Here is a 17073-nt window from a genome sequence, read left to right as displayed (position 1 = left end):
CCGCGGGGCGGGTACCATGCTCTTCGCAGGAGATTAACTGCGGCACAAAAAGTCACTAGATGAAGCCGCATGCGAGTCCTGCCTGATCGAGCCGGAACGGAAGGGATCACATGGTCATGCGTCGTCGACGGGCGAAAATAGTTGCTACCGTTGGCCCGGCCAGCGCTTCGCCAGAGATGCTTAAAGCGCTGTTTGTCGCAGGTGTGGACACATTCCGTCTCAACTTCAGCCACGGAACCCAGAAGGATCATGCAAACGTCCATGCTGCGATCCGCGCACTCGAGCAGGAAATGCAGCGCCCGATCGGCGTTCTGATGGACCTGCAGGGGCCCAAAATTCGCGTTGGCACCTTGCGCGACAAGAAGATCACAGTTCGGTCCGGTGAGATCGTTCGCTTTGTCGGCTCCGGATCGGAAGGTGACGCCGGGGCTATACCCTTGCCGCACCCGGAAATCTTTGCAGCCCTTGCCCCCGGCGACGATCTCCTGATCGACGATGGCAGGGTACGCGTTCGCGCGACGAGACTGGGCAATGACACCATCGAGGCCGAGGTGATCGTTGGTGGTGCGATCTCGAACCACAAGGGCGTCAATTTGCCGGGAACGATTCTCGATCTGTCGCCGCTCACCGCAAAGGACCGCGCCGATCTGAAATTCGGCTTGGGCCTTGGCGTGGACTGGGTAGCTCTCTCATTTGTGCAGAAGCCATCGGACGTGATCGAAGCACGGGCGCTGATTGGCGAGCGCGCCGGGCTCATGGCGAAGATCGAGAAGCCCGCGGCACTCGAGCGGATCGATGACATTATCCAGATGTCGGATGCGATCATGGTTGCGCGCGGCGATCTGGGCGTCGAGATTCCGCACGAGGAAGTGCCCGCTCGCCAGAAGGAACTGGTCCGCGCCTGCAGGCTGGCCGTCAAACCGGTGATCGTCGCCACTCAGATGCTCGATTCAATGGTGACAGCCCTGACACCCACGCGTGCCGAGGCTTCAGACGTCGCCACCGCAATCTATGACGGCGCGGATGCCGTGATGTTGTCGGCGGAGTCGGCCACCGGCCAGTACCCGCGAGAGGCCGTCGAAATGATGGACCGCATCATCCGCAGCACAGAGCAGCACAAGATGTATCGCTCGATCATCGAAGCAACCCAGCCCGATGAGGAGCAGACTCCGCCGCACGCGGTGGCCGCGGCGGCGGCCGACTTGGCCTCGGCGATCCGTGCGGCGGTCATCGTCGCCTATACCGCGAGCGGGACAACGGCCGCACGTGTCGCGCGGAAGCGGCCCAGGGTGCCGATCCTGGCGACCACGACGAGTGTGGAAGTGTCCCGTCGCCTCTGTCTCTTCTGGGGTGCACACAGCGTGCTTTCCGACGATGTGAAGGCCTACGAGGAGATGGTCAGCCGCGCGACGGAGCTTGCGAAACGGGAAGGGTTCGCCGGCGCCGGTGATACTTTGGTGGTCGTTGCCGGCATACCGTTAGGCCAGGGCGGGACAACCAACAACTTGCGCGTCGTTTCGGTCTCCTGATCTCCCCGGTGGGGCGGAGATTGCCGAACTGGCGGCCGAGCGCGACGAGAGCCGTACCAGTGATCGCCGGCAACCAAAAACCGACACCCGAACCGGTCGAGCCGGGAACGCGCTGCCTCCCGATTGACTTGATCTGTTGGAACCTTTGCTAATAGGGAGCCGGGAGTATTATCGTCCCGCATGGTCTCCGCGTCGAAAAGGAGGCTCAATGATCAGGTTCGGCCTGCTGGGATGCGGGCGTATCGCCGAGCGCCATTCCGATCTGCTCGGCGGCAATCGCATCGAGGGCGCAACGCTCGCGGCTGTCTGCGACTTGGTGCGTGCTCGCGCGGATGCGCTCGCAGCGAAGTTCGGCGTTGGCGCCCACTACGACATCGATGATTTTCTCGCCCGCAAGGACGTCGATGCGGTCGCGTTGTTGACCCCGAGCGGCATGCGTCGCGAGCATGTCATCGCCTGCGCGAACGCCGGCAAGCACGTCGTGGTGGAAAAGCCGATGGCGCTGCGGCTGCGGGACGCGGATGACATGATCCGCGCCTGCGACGAGGCAGGCGTCAAGCTTTTCGTCGTCAAGCAGAACCGCTTCAATGTTCCCGTGCTCAAGGCACGGGAGGCGCTGGAGGCCGGCCGCTTCGGCAAGCTCGTGCTCGGCACCGTGCGCGTGCGCTGGTGTCGCGATCAGACCTATTACGACCAGGATAGCTGGCGCGGCACCTGGGCCTATGACGGGGGCGTGCTCACCAATCAGGCGAGCCACTATATCGACCTGCTGGAATGGTTCTTCGGCGATGTCATCAGCGTTCATGCCCGCGCGATCACCGCCTTGGTTCGGATCGAGGCCGAGGACACGGCGGTCGCGACGTTGAAGTTCAGGAACGGCGCGCTCGGCGTCATCGAGGCGACCACCGCCACCCGGCCGACCGACATCGAAGGCTCGCTCTCCATTCTCGGAGAAAAGGGGATAGTTGAAATTGCGGGCCTTGCGGTCAACCAGATCCGACATTGGCGTTTCGTCGACGAACTGCCGTCGGACAAGGACGTGATCGAAGAATTTTCGATCGACCCGCCTGACGTCTACGGCTTCGGCCATCAGGCCTATTACCAAAACGTCGTCGATTGCCTGGTGAGCCAGCGCGCGGCGCTGGTCGACGGCCTCGAGGGCCGCAAGAGCCTGGAACTGATCTCGGCGCTCTATGAATCGATTGAGATCGCGCAGGAGGTGGCGATTCCCTTCACGCCGCGTCTGGGCCGGTTGGGCGTCGTATCGTAAACCAGCCGGAGCATCTCGGATCGGCGTACGGGATGCGCAATTTAGCGCCGGCGTGAAGGTGGTGGTTGAGCTCTGCAATCTCTATGGCCGAGAGCTTGGCGACGGCTGACCGCGCGACGGATCCCATCTTCTACCGGATAAGCCCTTGGGTGCGACCGGTAAGTCATTGATCGTTCTCAACCCGGGGCTGCCTCTTAATCAGCGGGTCCCAGGTTCGAGCCCTGGTGCGCCCACATATATATCAAGTCTCCCGTCTGTTCGCTTTTTCAACACGTCGCGACTGCGGGAAGCGAACCCGGATCTTCGGCTGCGCTCCCCACTCCAGCGACCCCTGACGTCCGGGGTTCGAGTCTCTCCAAGCATCGGCTCGTGGGCTCGGACGTGACTGCGCATTGGTTATGGGGCCTGCTTGGATCCGAGCTGTTCGACCATTTTGACGACCCGGTGCGCAAATCGGCTGGTGAGATTCGCGTCGCCCAGCAGCAAATTGAACCAGACCGCGCCAAAGACAAAGTCAACAATCATCTCTGAATCGAGCGTGCTTGGCAGCTCGCCGGATTCGATGGCCCGGTTGATGACTGCCTTCGCAGCATCTCGACGAGGCTCGACAATCTTCTGAAGAACGAGCTTTCGCATGTCGGGGTCGCTTTGCGCTTCGACGACCACGCTCTTCAGAATATTTGCATAGGCCGCGTCCTGAATGCGCTTTGTCGTCTGCAACAGAACGGCAAGCAAGTCATTCACAAGGCCGCGCGCAGGCAGCGGGGCCGGGCGCTCCAGTCCATCCATGTACAAGTCGACGAGCAGTGCGCCCTTCGACGACCATCGTCGATAAATGGACTGCTTTGCTACCGCGGCCCGGGCTGCGACGCCCTCGATCGAGAATGAAGCGTAACCCTCATCCCGAATGAGATCTCTGGCCGCGTCGAGAATGGCGCGGTGGACGTTTTCGTCCCTGGGGCGCCCCGCGCGGGCAACAGCCTTCTTTCCCATCATTCATCCTATTGACATACGCAACGGTTCGTATTGTATTTGGTTCGTTGGCCAGGGGGCCAGTCTCTCTTTTTGAGATTTCGGGGCATGGCAGTTTCCCAAATGATCGATTTGTCGCGGACTGGTGGACTGGAGGGCAGCCGCCTGCTCAAGCCGAATCTGGCTGCACATTATCCCAAAGTCACGCGGGGCGAGGGACCTTATCTATTCGATAGCGAAGGACGACGCTATTTCGATGGATCGAGCGGTGCGATGACCGCGAACCTGGGTCACGGTCTCCGCGAAATCGGCGACGTCATGGCGGAACAGGCCGCTACCATCGCATTTACCTTCAGAAACCAGTTCAGCAATGAGCCGGCCGAGCGCCTGGCTCAGAAGCTTTGCGAGTTGGCTCCTGGGGATATCTGCAGTGCGTTCTTCGTGAACAGCGGCTCAGAAGCCTCGGAATACGCCGTCCGCATGGCCCTCCACTATTGGAAGGAGTGTGGTCGCCCACAGAAGACCAAGGTCCTCGGCCGCATCACCAGCTATCACGGCATGACGATGGGAGCCCTGTCGATCTCAGGCCATTCGGGGCGCCGGCCCGACTACGGTCCGCTGCTGCACCAGTTCGCCAAAGTTCCCCCAGCTTATTGTTATCGATGCCCGTTCGGGCTTCAGCCGGAAGACTGCGCGACGGAATGCGCCGATGCTTGGGAGACGGAGATCCTTGCTCAAGGCCCCGATACGGTCGCGGCTGTCATCGCTGAGCCGATCGTTGGTGCTGCGGGCGGAGTGTTGCCGCCCCCGCCTGGCTACTTCCGTCGGTTGCGAGAAATCTGCGATCGCTATGAGGTTCTGCTCATCGCCGACGAAGTGATCACCGGCGCAGGACGTACCGGCGCATGGTTTGCATCGGAGCAAGAACAGGTTGTTCCTGACATCATCCTGCTCGCAAAGGGGTTGAGCGCGGGATACACGCCCATGGCCGCCATCCTCCTGCGCCAGAGGATCGTGCATGCCATTGCCGAGGGCAGCAGCATCGTTCCCTTCGGCCACACATTCAGCGCCAATCCTCTCAGCGCGGCGGTGTGCCTATCTGTGCTCGACTACATCGAGCGGAACGACCTATTGCGTAACGTGCGCGAGCGCGGCGAGGAGTTGCACGCGGGACTTTTGGCGCTCTCGCAGCGACATCCGTGCATGGTCGACATCCGAGGACGCGGCCTGTTGTGGGGATTCGAGCTCGTGCGCGATCGGGCAACCCGCCGGACCTTCGAGGCGCAACAGAATGCAGCAGGAATGCTGGTGTCGATCTGTCGTGATCATGGGCTTGTCGTATATCCCGCGGGGATCGCGCCGCTCAACAATTCGATCATTGTGGCGCCGCCGCTCATTGCCGCGTCGGACCACATAGCCGAGCTGATCGCAAAGCTGGGGGATAGCCTTTTCGAATTCGAGAAAGTCGTAGCCTAGACGCGGCCTGAACAATCCATTTAGCCCAGGAGGAGATCTTGATGCCCATTGCACAAACGCGTCGCGATGTTCTGTTGTCCGCCGTGGCGCTCGCGGTAGCTCCGATCCTTCCGGCCTGGGGCCAAAGGGCCGGTGTGGTAACCATGGGCGTTATAACTCCAACCACTGGCACTTTCGCGTATGCCGGGGATCTAGTTGCGCGCGGTGCCTCGCTGGCGCTGGAAATGCATGGCGGCAGTGTTCTTGGCAACGCCGTGCGCTTGCTGACGCGAGATGACGAAGGCAAGCCGGCGTCTGGTGTTCGCCGTGTTCAGGAGGCCGCAACCAGCGACGGAATGCGATATTTCATCGGAGCCTATTCCAGCGCTGTCGGACTTGCCGAATCCGAGGTCGCACAGCGCGAAAAGCTGTTGCAATTCGCCGCGGGCGGATCCGAAGACTTCACGGGCAGTCGGTGCGGACGGTATACGTTTCAATGGTCGGCTCATCCTTACACCGCGATACGCGCGACGCTCGACTACGTAAGAAAGACGTTTCCTCAAAAGAAAACGATCTACACTTTAACTGCAGACTACGTCTTCGGGCACGCACTTCTCAAATATACCAAGATCGTGGCGGCCGAGCTCGGCTTTGAGCTGGTTGGCAACGACAACCATCCGTCCGGCGAGCGTCAATATACCCAATACCTCACAAAGGCGGTCGCTGCGAAGCCTGATATTCTGCTGTTGAATACAGCCGGAGCTGATGCCGTCACGGCGGTCCGCCCGTTCGCGAGTTTTGGCGCGGAGAACATCGCCGTCGTTGGTCCTTGGTCGCTCGAAGTCGATCAGCTTGCGGAGCTCGCGCCGGAAATGCGGACGGGCTTGGTCCTTGGTCAAAACTACTATCCCGACATCGACACGCGGGCCAACAGGGAGTTTGTGGGAACCTACACGAAGAAGTTCTCGGCGCTTCCGGGATATTCCTCCGCCTATGCCTATGACGCAGTCCGGGCTCTCCTTATGGCCATGGAGAAGGCGAACAGTACCGAAGTTCCGGACATCATCAAGACTCTAGAGCAAATGTCCTGGGATGGAGTGCTTGGTCGAATGTCGATCGATCCGAAGACCCATCAGCTTATTCGACCGTATTTCGTCGTGCGCTGCAAACAGGCATCCGACATGCGCCATGCAACCGACTTCGCTGACATCGTGGCGAACGGCGACAAGCCTCAGCCTCCCGAACTCAACGAATGTAAGCAGATGCCTGCGCTCTGATTCACCGATATGAGCACGCGACGCGAGAGGGACGGCAGATGCTTTGGCTGATTTCAGCGCAACTCGTCAACGGCATCGCGATCGGGATGATTTACGCCCTGATGTCGTTCGGCCTTTCCATCATCAAAGGCCTGCTGAACATTCCGAACTTCGCTCACGGTGCCTTGTACGCGCTCGGTGCTTACCTCTGCTATTCGGTCGTGTCGCTTGGAATGTCCTTTGCCGTCGGATTGGCGGTCGCATTTCTGGGCGCGGCGCTTGCCGGTTTGGCGCTTGACCGCTTTGCGATACAGCCTGTCAGCGGAAGCGGATATCTTCCCCAATTGATCACGTTGTTCGGCGCCGCGCTTGTGATCGAGCAGGCCCTCCTGATTGGCTGGGGCACGGTTGGCCTCAGCTATTCGCCACCGCCCATATTGCGGGGGCGATCAATCTCGGCTTTACGATCGTGCCGAAATATATAGCCTTTGCGAGCGTTTTCTCCGCGCTGGTGATCAGTGCCGTTTGGTTGTTGATCGAGCGCACCAAGTTCGGTGCTTATGTCAGGGCAGGAATCGAACGACCCGAGACCACTCAGGCTTTGGGGATCAACGTCGACCTGTTGCTCTCCGCGGGAATGATGCTTGGCGCCGGACTGGCCGGACTGGCGGGTGGCTTGGCATTGCCGCTGGTCGGAGCGACATCGACCATGGGTGGCGATATGTTGGGCATTGCCTTCGTCGTGCTCGTCATCGGTGGTCTCGGATCTCTTTATGGCTCGATTGCCGCGGGGGTGCTGGTCGGAGTGGTCCAGAGTCTCATGACGATTGCGGCGCCTGCCGCGAGCACGGCGATTATTTATGCAGTGATGATCGGCGTCTTGCTTCTTCGACCCCAGGGGCTTTTTGGCGAGCGCTTACGGCAAAGCCCGTCTGGCGAGGTATTGGCGATGAGATCATCGGACCACAACGGAACTGTATTGGCCAAGAGTATCGAAGAACCTATCGAAATCAGCAGTGTTGGCACGACCGCGAGACCGGGACCGCTGACCGCGAACCTGATCCGAAGCATCGGCATTATCGGTGCCGTATCGATCCTGCCCTTGGTGATGCCGATCAACATCGCGACGGAAATCCTGATCTTTGGGATTTTCGCAATGGCAGCGAATCTGCTGATCGGAACGGCTGGCCTCTACTCTTTCGGCCAGGCCGCGTTCTTTGGTACAGGCGGATACGCGGCCGGGTACCTTCTGGCGCATGGTTGGACGTCGTTGCCGCTCGCCCTGGTCGTTGCCTGCGGAAGCGGAGGACTAATCGCGGCAGCGGTCGGCATTCTAAGTATCCGCAGGCTCGGCATCTACTTCATGATGCTCACCTTCGCGTTCAACCAGCTGGTCTACTACATCGTATATTCCTGGCGCTCGGTTACCGGTGGAGAGGATGGCCTGGCGGGCATTCGTCGTCCCGTCCTTGAACTGCCATTTGTCGGGTCGTTCAGTTTCGACGACAATCGAAGTTTCTACGCGCTTGCATCTGTCCTCTTCCTTGCGACGATGATTGTTCTGGTGCGGATGGTGAACAGCCCGTTTGGTCTTGTACTTGCGGCGAGCCGGCAGAACAGTCGTCGCACGGTCTCCCTCGGGTATCCTGTGCCTATGCTCCAGCTCGTCGCCTTCGTGATCGCGGGGGCGATCTCAGGCGTGGCGGGTGCACTGTTTGCCATGTTGTACCGGATCATGCCCATTGATTCCGTACATTGGACCGGATCAGCGTACGTGGTGTTCATGGTCGTCATTGGCGGGCAGAGGAGCATGCTTGGCCCGGTGATCGGCGCCGCCGTGTTCATATGGTTGCAGGGCTTGTTCAGCTTGGTCTGGACTCGATGGCCGCTGCTCCTCGGGGTATTCGTCATAGTCACCATGGCCTCTCTACCGAATGGGCTGGTCGGCTTCGTCTCCAAACTCTCGAGCTGGACGGTCAAGGGGCGTGGACAGCGACAATGCTAGTGCAAGATCAAATCGTATTGGCGGCAGACCGATTGTCGAAGCGCTTCGGCGGAAACACTGTAGTCGATCAGGTGAGCATCGCGTTCGCCAAAGGGCGTCTGCACAGCATTCTTGGGCCAAACGGTGCCGGCAAGACCACGCTATTCAATCTCTTGACCAGGGACCTTACCCCGGACTCAGGTGCAATTCGGCTTGGAGCGACCGACATCACCGACCTGACGCCTGATCGCGTCGCGAGAATGGGGGTCGCCCGCTCCTATCAGATCTCAAGCGTCTATCTGGACATGAGTGCGCGAGAGAATGTCTGGGTTGCCGCGTACCGGGCCCGCGGCGGCAATCCCTTTGTGTTCTGGCGGCAAGTGACGCGGTTCGCCGAAACGCGCGAATGGGCCTTTTCCTATCTGCAGAGGCTTGGGTTGGTCGAGATCGCGGATGTGCCGGTGCGAGAACTTTCATATGGCGATCAACGCCTCCTCGAACTCGCTGTCACCTTGGCCTGCGAGCCCAGGATCATTCTTCTCGACGAGCCAACTGCCGGACTTTCAAGCAAAGAGGCCGAGCGTGTGAAGCGGGTGATCATGGCCCTGAAAGGTGAGTTCAGCATCATCATGATCGAACACAACGTGGGTATCGTCATGGATCTTTCGGACGAGATCACCGTGATGAACCGCGGCGCGGTGGTTGCTCACGGCAGCCCTTTCGAAATTCGCGAGAATAGGGATGTGCAGGAGGCCTACTTTGGTAGCTGAGAAGGCTTTGCTGAAGGTCGATGCCATCGACGCCTACTATGGTCGAAGCCAAGCGTTGTTCGGCGTGAGTTTCGATGTCGGCCGCCGCGAGGTGGTCGCGGTTGTGGGTCGAAACGGTGCCGGAAAGACGACTACGCTGCGAGCGATCATGGGTCTCAACCCGGTCAAAAGCGGTGCCATCTCGTTCGATTCGACGCGAATCGACGGAATGAAGTCGCACCAGATCGCACGATCCGGGATTAGCTATGTGCCTGAAACCCGCGACCCGTTTTCGCTCTTGACGGTCGAGGAGAACATCATGCTCGGGCATCGCCGGGGGTCTCCTTACGACCTGCGCCGCATCGTCGAATGGTTTCCGGACCTCGCTGGCCTGCTGAGGCGTCGCGGCTCGGAACTATCGGGCGGGCAGCAGCAAATGATGGTAATCGGAAGAGGACTTGCACCGGGTCCGCGACTGCTGTTGCTGGACGAGCCATCGCAGGGGCTGGCGCCCGTTGTGGTCAAGAAGGTGGGCGAAACGCTTGCGGCGTTGCGTGGTGAAGACCTGTCGGTCGTCCTTGTTGAGCAGAATATCGGCTTTGCGCTTTCACTCGCTGACCGAGTGGTGGTGATGGAAAACGGCATCGTCGTCGACCGCCTAAGCTCGATCGAAAGCCAGCGTCATCCAGAACGCATCGAGCGATATCTCGGCATTCACTAGCATCAGTGCCCCACAGTCCGATCGTGCAGTGCCGGCTTTGCCTCGCCTGCACATGGTCGCGTCCATACAATCGAAGGATCACAAGCGATGACCAATCTTCAATCCGATATCGGATACGCGAGCGCGATTGAGCTCAAGGAAAGCTATGCGCGCGGAGATACTACACCAGTAGAAGTCGTAAGAACGGTCCTGGAACGGATCAACGCCATCAATCCACGGATCAACGCCTTCTCGGTAGTTATGTACGAGGAAGCGCTTGCTGCCGCAAGACAATCGGAACACCGCCTCCGGGAGCGCGAGGCGGGTCCGCTCGAGGGAATTCCGGTCACGATCAAGGATGCCTTCGATGTTGCCGGTCAAGAAACGTCGACCGGTTCATACGCCATCAAGGGGCAGGTCGCGGCGACTGACAACGTCGTTGTGGAACGTCTGCGCAAGGCCGGCGCGGTGATCATCGGCAAGACAACAATGTCCGAGTTTGCCTGGTCCGGCATGAGCCGCAACCCTGTGACGGGGATTACCCACAATCCTTGGCGGCATGGACTTAATGCGGGAGCCTCCTCGGCTGGAGCGGGTGCTGCCGCGGCGACCGGTTTCGGACCGCTGCATCTTGGGTCTGATGGAGCTGGCTCCATCCGTATGCCATCACATTTCTGCGGCATCTTTGGGTTGAAGCCGACATACGGGCGCGTGCCTTGCGTCCCCGTCACGAACAACGACTACGGTACTCATCCTGGACCCATGACGCGAACTGTCGCGGATGCTGCGCTCATGCTCGAGACCATGGCCGGCCCCCACTTTCTCGATCATACGTCGTGTGAGGCGCGGCCCGATGCCTATCTTGCGAAGCTGAAGGGGTCGATGAAGGGTAAGCGTGTGGCCTTCAGCCTCGATCTCGGTCACGCAAGAGTTGACGATGAGATTGCCGATATCGTCCGGAATGCAGCGAGGACTTTTGCTGGCACGCTCCAGGCCGACGTCGAAGAAGTGATCCCCGACTGGGGTGTGCTCGGGCCTGAGCTCGGCCGCTTTTTCTGGAGTGTCTATTGTGGACGTCATGCCAGGCTATTGGCTGATTGGGAAGGCCGAATGAGCCCCGACCTTGTGGCTTGTATTCGCGCGGGAGCCAACTTCTCGGCCGCCGACTACATCAATATGCGAGAGCGGAAGCTGACTTACGTGGCCAGGATCTCATCGTTTCTCGAAAATTGGGATTACCTGATAACGCCGGTTGCATCTGTTGCGGCGTTTCCTGTCGAGCGCGTGAGGCCCGAGGATTGGCCGGAACATGCATGGGACTGGCTTGCATGGTCTGAGTTTCTTTATCCGTTCAATATGTCCAGCCACCCAGCCGCCAGCGTCCCCTGTGGCATGACCGCGGCTGGGCTTCCGGTTGGGTTGCAGATTGTGAGCCGGCGTTTCAACGATCTCGGGGTCTTGCAAGCTGCGGCGTCCTTCCAAGAGGCGCTACCAATGCAGCGACAGCGTCCACCCATTGGACCGGCCGCGTGACACCGCCTCCTTCATGCGAGGACCGAGCAGACTAGGCTAACCAAGCGCCCGGATAGGCTATCCTCTCGAAGCAAATCGCTGCACGTCCACTAAATCGAAACGTCGGGCTGGGCCTTGTTCAGCAGGAATGCCTCGACCTGCTGTGCCGTGCGTTCATAGTGAACACGGAGGTAGGTCACCGCGGCTTCGGCATCGCGAGCAAGCGCGCTTTTGAAGATCAATTCGTGCTCCTCCTCGATTGCTCGAGGGTTGTCCGGTATCGCCCACGACAGACGACGATAGCGATCGGCACGATCATAGAGGCTCTCGCTTATGGACAGGAGTATGGGTGATCCGCAGGCCAGGATAAGCGATCGGTGGAAAACAGTGTGCCGGTGATTCCAGTCTTCATCGACTACCGTCGGTGCTTGGTGAGTTGTTCGGGCGATACGCTTCATCAAGTGGTGCGCCGATACGAGCGCGCCCTCCCAATCCGCGCCTCCCTTCGCAATCGAGAGCCGTAGCGCTTCGCCCTCGATAAGTTGCCGGCTCCGCGCAATGTCCCAGAGCTCTTCAATGGATAGTGGCGCGACCCGATAGCCGCGGTTCTCTTCCACGGTTGTGAAGCCCTCGGCCGTGAGTCGCGTCAGCGCCTCGCGGACCGGGGTGACACTCATCCCGCAGAGGTCTTGGAGCTCTGCAAAGCGTAAGCGTGTGCCGGGCGGCAGTGCCCCACCACGAATAGCATCGCGAATCCGTAGATAGGCACTTTCAGCCAGGGTTTTTGCCGTGCCAGCAACCGCCGTCATCGATGCTCCCGTACAAGATGTGCTGGATTTTACCACAGACTGCATATTTTCGAAAATACTTGACGCGCGATAATTCAGTCCTAAAAGTGCCAGCAACGATATTGGGGGAGAAATGCGGATGGCTGAGCCCATCGAGGCGATCGACGCGCATCATCACATTTGGCGTCTTGCTGACTTGGCTTGGCTGTCCGGGCCGCCAGTGCCGCGTATTTTCGGTCCCTACGAAGCCATTCGCCGAGACTACACGGTCGACGAATTCCGGCGCGATCTGGAAGGCGCCAACGTCGTCAAATCCATTTACGTCCAGACCAACTGGCCCCCCGGCGGCGAATTGACGGAGGCGCAATGGGTGCAGTCAGTGGCTAATGCGGCAGGTTGGCCGCACGCCTGCGTTGCCTACGCTGATCTTGCCGATCCGAACGTCGACGCATTGCTCGACAAGCTTTGCAAGTTGCCCACGGTGCGCGGCGTGCGCCAGCAACTGCACTGGCACGAAAATCCTCAATACCGCTTCGCGTCCCGGCCCAACGTGATGAACGATCCCGCTTGGCGCAAGGGCATGACCGAGCTTGCCAATCGCAATTTGATCTTCGAACTTCAAGTCTTCGCCGGCCAGATGCAGGATGGTGCGGAGCTTGCGCGCGCATTTCCGAAGGTCAACTTCGTGCTCGAACATGCGGGCATGCTGGAAGATCTCTCGCTCGCGGGGTGGGAGCTCTGGCGTCGCGGCATGAAGTTGCTTGCCGCTCAGCCGAATGTTTTCACCAAACTATCCGGTCTGGGCACCTTTGTGCATGCTTATCCGGCTGAGGTCGTGTCTCCGATCATCAGGGAGACCGTTTCTATCTTCGGAGCAGGGCGCTGCATGTTTGGAAGCAATTTCCCGATTGAAAAGCTCTGGACGAGCTACAAGGCGCTGAACGAGACCTTCCGTCAGTCCATTTCCTATCTCTCGCTGGAGGAGCAGCGCGCGATCCTCCACGACACCGCTGCACAGCTCTATCGAATCTAATCAATCAGTTAATGGGGGAAATCATGCTCGGTCGTTCTTTGCCGAAACTGTCGGTGTTGGTCTGCGCCATGGCCGCGATGGCCGGTCCCGCGCTCGCTGCCGACCAGCCTTTGAAGGTGGGCTGGAATTCCGAACTCTCCGGCGTCTGGACGTTCTTCGGTAACGCCTGCTTGGACGGAGCGCGGCTTGCCGAGACGGAAGTCAATGCAAAAGGCAAGAAGATAGACCTGATCGTCCAGGACAATCAGAGCAATCCGGCGCAGGCTGCCGCCGTAGCAAGATCGCTCGACACCCAGGAGAAGGTCGATCTCCTGTCCGGTCCGACCAATGCAGACGTGTCACTCGCGGTCTACGGATATGCCGAAGATGCCAAACTGCCCGTCTTGATGCCTGTCGCAGCATTCCCGCAACTCACAAAGCCCGGAACCAAGCAGGTCTTTCGCATGGAGCCGGACGCCGTAGGATGGGGCTATGCCGCGGTCAAATTCATCAAGACCATGAAGTCGGATGCCAAGATCGGCGTCATGATGAGCGACTTTGCGGTCAATCGGGCCATCCTCGCCGGCCTGAAGTATCAGGCGGAGAGGGACGGCATTGCCATCGTGGCCGAAATGCTGTTTCCGCAATCAGCCTCGGATGCGACGGTGCAAACCGCGCAAATGAAGGCGAAGAAGCCTGATTTCGTCATCCTGGCTGGCGGCGGCGCGTTCGACGCCACGCTGACGCGACAGATGCTCGACGTTGGTTTCAAGCCGGAGCAACTGTATCATCCTTACGGGTCGACCAAGCAGATCATGACATGGGGAGAGCGCTCGATCGGCTCGTACTTTGGGACGTTTTTTGACCATAACCTTCCCAATTTGACCGAGCAGGGCAAAGCCTTCGTCGAAAACTTCCGCAAGGTGAAGAACTATCCGCCGGGATACACCGAGAACTACTGCTACTCGACGGTCTATCTGCTCAACGAACTCGTGGACAAGGGGGCAAAGGGCAGGGATGGAATTCGCGCGGCCTTGCGCGAGGTCAATACGAAGGAGGTGACGACCGGCGTGCCCATCCGCTTCGATCAAAACGGGGCACGTATCGAGTACATGTACCTCATGCAGTTGAAGAGCCTGAGCAAGGACGACTTCAAAACGGAGAAGGTCAACTACATGGAATGGTCGCCGGAAGTCCTGCCCGTCTACGATCTGGTGCGTTGAGCAGGAACGGCGGTTCGGGGCGACAATTCGAGTTGGGGTTACGTTTCAATGCTCGAAGAGAATCTGCTCGTAGTGTTTTCCGTGATCACGTCGGGGCTGCTGGTCGGCACCATATTCTCCGTGGTTGCCGCCGGCCTGTCGCTGATTCACGGTACCATTCTTCTCCCTCAAGCGGCCAACGGGCAGGTCTTTCTAGCCGCCGGCCTGCTGTTTTGGCTTTTTGGTACGGAGTGGGAATGGCCGCTCTGGCTGGCCGTGCCGACGACCTTTCTGATCATCGGTTTCCTCGCATTTGCGTGCGAAGCAACGATCCTGAAGCGATTCTATCCGCTTGAGGACCGCAACATCAGCTATCTGATCATTACCCTCGGTATCGCACAAATCCTGAGCGGGATTTATACGGGCACGTTCGGCAGGATCAGCGACACATTTCAGGTCACGGCGCCCGTCAATGGATTCGCGATTATCGAACCGGTGCCGATTGCGTATACCCGGCTGATCGCGTTTGTCCTGGCTGGATCGGTTTTGGGCGGATTGGTCGCTTTTCTCAGGCTGCACCGGATTGGCCGAGCGCTGCGCGCCGTGTTCCAGAACCGCGAGGCAGCACGCCTGCGCGGTATAGATACCTTGAAGATCTATCGGTTCGCTTTTCTGCTGGGTACCGCAATCACGACGGCAGGTGGAATTCTGTTCGCGCTGGCGTTTGCGCTCGACCTGACCGTCGGCTGGACCATCTCACTCATCACTTTCTCAATCATGATCGTCGGTGGGCCGGGGAGCGTCGTCGGCGCGCTGGTGGTTGGCCTGGTATTCGGGTTCACGCAGGCAATTGTCAGCGTCTTTGCCGACCCGACGGTCGCTACCTTTGCTTACCTCTTGGCAATGCTTGCGATGCTGTTCATTCGCCCGAGCGGGTTGTTCGCCAAATGAGAATACTTGTGATTGCAATGGTGATCGCGACGCCATTGGTTGCGATTTTCGGCCTGCGGAATGACTTTCTGGTGTTCATCGCGGGCATCGCGCTGATCCATATGTTATGGGCGAGCGGCCTCAATCTGCTGTACGGCTTCACAGGTCTGATCCCGCTGACCTACGCCGGCATCGCCGGAATCAGCGCGTATATGACGGTTCATCTGGTCATGCGGTTGGGACTGTCGTTCTGGCTTGCGTTGCCGATCGGCAGTGCTGCGGCAGCTCTGGTCGGATTGCTTCTCAGTCTTCCGGCCATTCGCCTTCGTGGCTTTTACTTTGCGTTGTCCGGCATGGTGATCCAATCGGCGTTTACGATCGCTTTCGTTTATTTTCCGGCATATACAAATGGCGATACCGGGATCGCATCGGTGCCGCGTCCCACCGGTTTCGATGGAGGTGCGATTCCGTCTCCTTACATAGAGTGCGTGCTTGCGCTGTTCGTGATCGCAGCAGTCGCCGGCATCGGCTTGACCATGCGCTCCCGATTTGGTCGGACGTTGATCACCATCCGGGAGGATGAGGACCTTGCGCGTGCGCTTGGGATCAATGTCACGCTGAACCGTACAGCGGCTTTCATCATCTCGTCGTTCATCGCGGGCCTGGGCGGCGGCTTGTATGCGCACTACATCGGCTTCGCCTCACCACGCGCCTTCGATGTGCTAATCAGCTTGAATCTGTGGCTCATGGTTGCGATGGGAGGACGCGGAACGCTGGTCGGGCCGCTGCTCGGAGCGCTCCTGCTCGCACCGCTTCCCTACCTGCTTGTGCAGTACACATGGGTCAAGGACGTCATCTATGGGGTTGCCATCGTTCTCGTAACCTTATTCTTGCCGCAAGGCATCTATGGCTTTGTATTGAAGCGGAAGGCGCGGACATGAATGATCTTCTGCTCGAGGCGACCGACATTTCGAAAGCGTTCGGCGGGCTGAAGGCGCTTTCAAACGTGAATGTGTCCCAGCGCAGGGGCGAGTTGCTGGGTATGATCGGTCCGAATGGCAGCGGCAAATCGACATTCGTCAATGTGATCAGCGGAACGCTGAAGCCGGATAGCGGCGAGATCCTGCTCGATGGCGCCAACATAGCCCGGCGTCCGCAGCACGTCGTCGCACGCGCCGGCATCGCCCGGACCTTTCAGGCCGTAAAGATCTTCGACAAGTTAACCGTTCTCGAAAACGTGCTTGCCGGTGCGCTCGGGCACAGTTCGATGGGCACCAAGGAAGTCGATGAGGCAAGAGGGGCATTGGCCCGCGTCGGGCTGACAGCCGACCTCGAACAGCGGGCGGGTGCGCTTGGTCTATATGATCGACGTCGGCTGGAGTTTGCTTCCCGCCTGATCTCGCGACCCAAGCTTCTGATGCTTGATGAGCCGGTCGGAGGGCTCAATCCAGAAGAGATCCGCGCGATGATCGGCCTGATTCAGTCCCTTCGAGAGGAGTGCGGGATATTCATTATCGAGCACACCATGAAGGTCATTACCTCGCTCGCCGATCGGGTGGTCGTTCTGGTCAACGGCAAAAAGCTGGTCGACGATAGTCCGCAGACCGTGCTGCGCCACCGGGAGGTAATCGATATCTATTTGGGGACGGGCGATGCTTGAACTCCAGAAACTTGTGATCAGATACGGAGATTTCCTTGCGGTCGACGGCGTCGA

General features: G+C 59.3%; 16 protein-coding genes and 1 tRNA gene. 15 read left to right on the top strand and 2 right to left on the bottom strand.

Annotation, left to right across the window (positions count from 1 at the left end; translation table 11 throughout):
* The first annotated feature begins 116 nt into the window (after positions 1–116).
* From pyk to ACZIRK_RS19430, 3 genes are all read left to right on the top strand, one after another.
* Positions 117–1529, top strand: coding sequence for a pyruvate kinase (pyk, locus tag ACZIRK_RS19440; protein ID WP_463328023.1), 1413 nt, complete (start codon positions 117–119; stop codon positions 1527–1529).
* Between the two features lie 208 nt (positions 1530–1737).
* A complete protein-coding gene (locus ACZIRK_RS19435) occupies positions 1738–2799 on the top strand; it encodes a Gfo/Idh/MocA family protein (protein WP_130225221.1) in 1062 nt (353 codons plus the stop codon).
* Between the two features lie 147 nt (positions 2800–2946).
* Positions 2947–3032, top strand: a tRNA-Lys gene (locus ACZIRK_RS19430).
* Between the two features lie 163 nt (positions 3033–3195).
* On the opposite strand, the gene ACZIRK_RS19425 is transcribed toward ACZIRK_RS19430, so the two are convergent.
* Positions 3196–3792 carry a TetR/AcrR family transcriptional regulator gene (locus tag ACZIRK_RS19425; RefSeq protein ID WP_028161501.1) on the bottom strand — a complete coding sequence of 199 codons (597 nt, stop codon included), beginning with the start codon at positions 3790–3792 and terminating at the stop codon, positions 3196–3198.
* A 102-nt stretch (positions 3793–3894) separates the two neighbouring features.
* Between ACZIRK_RS19425 and ACZIRK_RS19420 the strand changes: the two genes are divergently transcribed.
* The 7 genes from ACZIRK_RS19420 to ACZIRK_RS19390 all read left to right on the top strand — a co-directional run bounded on the left by ACZIRK_RS19420 (position 3895) and on the right by ACZIRK_RS19390 (position 11448).
* Positions 3895–5247, top strand: a complete 1353-nt coding sequence (locus ACZIRK_RS19420; RefSeq protein WP_130225222.1) for an aminotransferase family protein — start codon at positions 3895–3897, stop codon at positions 5245–5247.
* 41 nt (positions 5248–5288) lie between these two features.
* Entirely contained in the window at positions 5289–6503 is a 1215-nt protein-coding gene (locus ACZIRK_RS19415) for an ABC transporter substrate-binding protein (protein WP_463327954.1), read from the top strand.
* Between the two features lie 38 nt (positions 6504–6541).
* A complete protein-coding gene (locus ACZIRK_RS19410) occupies positions 6542–6967 on the top strand; it encodes an ABC transporter permease subunit (protein WP_463327953.1) in 426 nt (141 codons plus the stop codon).
* The gene (locus ACZIRK_RS19405) at positions 6952–8487 is read left to right on the top strand and encodes an ABC transporter permease (RefSeq protein WP_463327952.1); all 1536 of its coding nucleotides are present in this window, start codon (positions 6952–6954) and stop codon (positions 8485–8487) included. Before ACZIRK_RS19410 ends, ACZIRK_RS19405 begins: the two co-directional genes overlap by 16 nt.
* Positions 8481–9236: an ABC transporter ATP-binding protein gene (locus ACZIRK_RS19400; RefSeq protein ID WP_165435156.1), complete on the top strand. Its 756-nt coding sequence runs from the start codon at positions 8481–8483 to the stop codon at positions 9234–9236. The genes ACZIRK_RS19405 and ACZIRK_RS19400 overlap by 7 nt, the downstream gene beginning before the upstream one ends.
* A complete protein-coding gene (locus ACZIRK_RS19395) occupies positions 9226–9936 on the top strand; it encodes an ABC transporter ATP-binding protein (RefSeq protein WP_165435157.1) in 711 nt (236 codons plus the stop codon). Before ACZIRK_RS19400 ends, ACZIRK_RS19395 begins: the two co-directional genes overlap by 11 nt.
* An 87-nt stretch (positions 9937–10023) precedes the next feature.
* Positions 10024–11448 carry an amidase gene (locus ACZIRK_RS19390; RefSeq protein WP_130225227.1) on the top strand — a complete coding sequence of 475 codons (1425 nt, stop codon included), beginning with the start codon at positions 10024–10026 and terminating at the stop codon, positions 11446–11448.
* A gap of 89 nt (positions 11449–11537) precedes the next feature.
* Here the strand turns inward: ACZIRK_RS19390 and ACZIRK_RS19385 are convergent, their stop codons facing one another.
* On the bottom strand, positions 11538–12368 hold the full coding sequence (locus tag ACZIRK_RS19385; RefSeq protein WP_130225228.1) for a GntR family transcriptional regulator: 831 nt from the start codon (positions 12366–12368) through the stop codon (positions 11538–11540).
* Here ACZIRK_RS19385 and ACZIRK_RS19380 point away from each other — a divergent pair.
* The 5 genes from ACZIRK_RS19380 to ACZIRK_RS19360 are packed head-to-tail and all read left to right on the top strand — an operon-like array spanning position 12355 to position 17019.
* The gene (locus ACZIRK_RS19380) at positions 12355–13248 is read left to right on the top strand and encodes an amidohydrolase family protein (RefSeq protein WP_130225229.1); all 894 of its coding nucleotides are present in this window, start codon (positions 12355–12357) and stop codon (positions 13246–13248) included. The genes ACZIRK_RS19385 and ACZIRK_RS19380 overlap by 14 nt on opposite strands.
* Positions 13249–13271: 23 nt before the next feature.
* Positions 13272–14450, top strand: coding sequence for an ABC transporter substrate-binding protein (locus tag ACZIRK_RS19375; RefSeq protein WP_165435159.1), 1179 nt, complete (start codon positions 13272–13274; stop codon positions 14448–14450).
* Between the two features lie 48 nt (positions 14451–14498).
* The gene (locus tag ACZIRK_RS19370; RefSeq protein WP_130225231.1) at positions 14499–15380 is read left to right on the top strand and encodes a branched-chain amino acid ABC transporter permease; all 882 of its coding nucleotides are present in this window, start codon (positions 14499–14501) and stop codon (positions 15378–15380) included.
* A gap of 17 nt (positions 15381–15397) precedes the next feature.
* Positions 15398–16300 carry a branched-chain amino acid ABC transporter permease gene (locus ACZIRK_RS19365; protein ID WP_165435160.1) on the top strand — a complete coding sequence of 301 codons (903 nt, stop codon included), beginning with the start codon at positions 15398–15400 and terminating at the stop codon, positions 16298–16300.
* Positions 16297–17019, top strand: coding sequence for an ABC transporter ATP-binding protein (locus ACZIRK_RS19360; RefSeq protein ID WP_165435161.1), 723 nt, complete (start codon positions 16297–16299; stop codon positions 17017–17019). Before ACZIRK_RS19365 ends, ACZIRK_RS19360 begins: the two co-directional genes overlap by 4 nt.
* Positions 17020–17073: the final 54 nt, after the last annotated feature.

The organism is Bradyrhizobium sp. Leo114 (assembly GCF_055229415.2).
The sequence above is the reverse complement of the archived record's forward strand: the minus strand, read 5'-3'. Positions and strand labels throughout refer to the sequence as shown.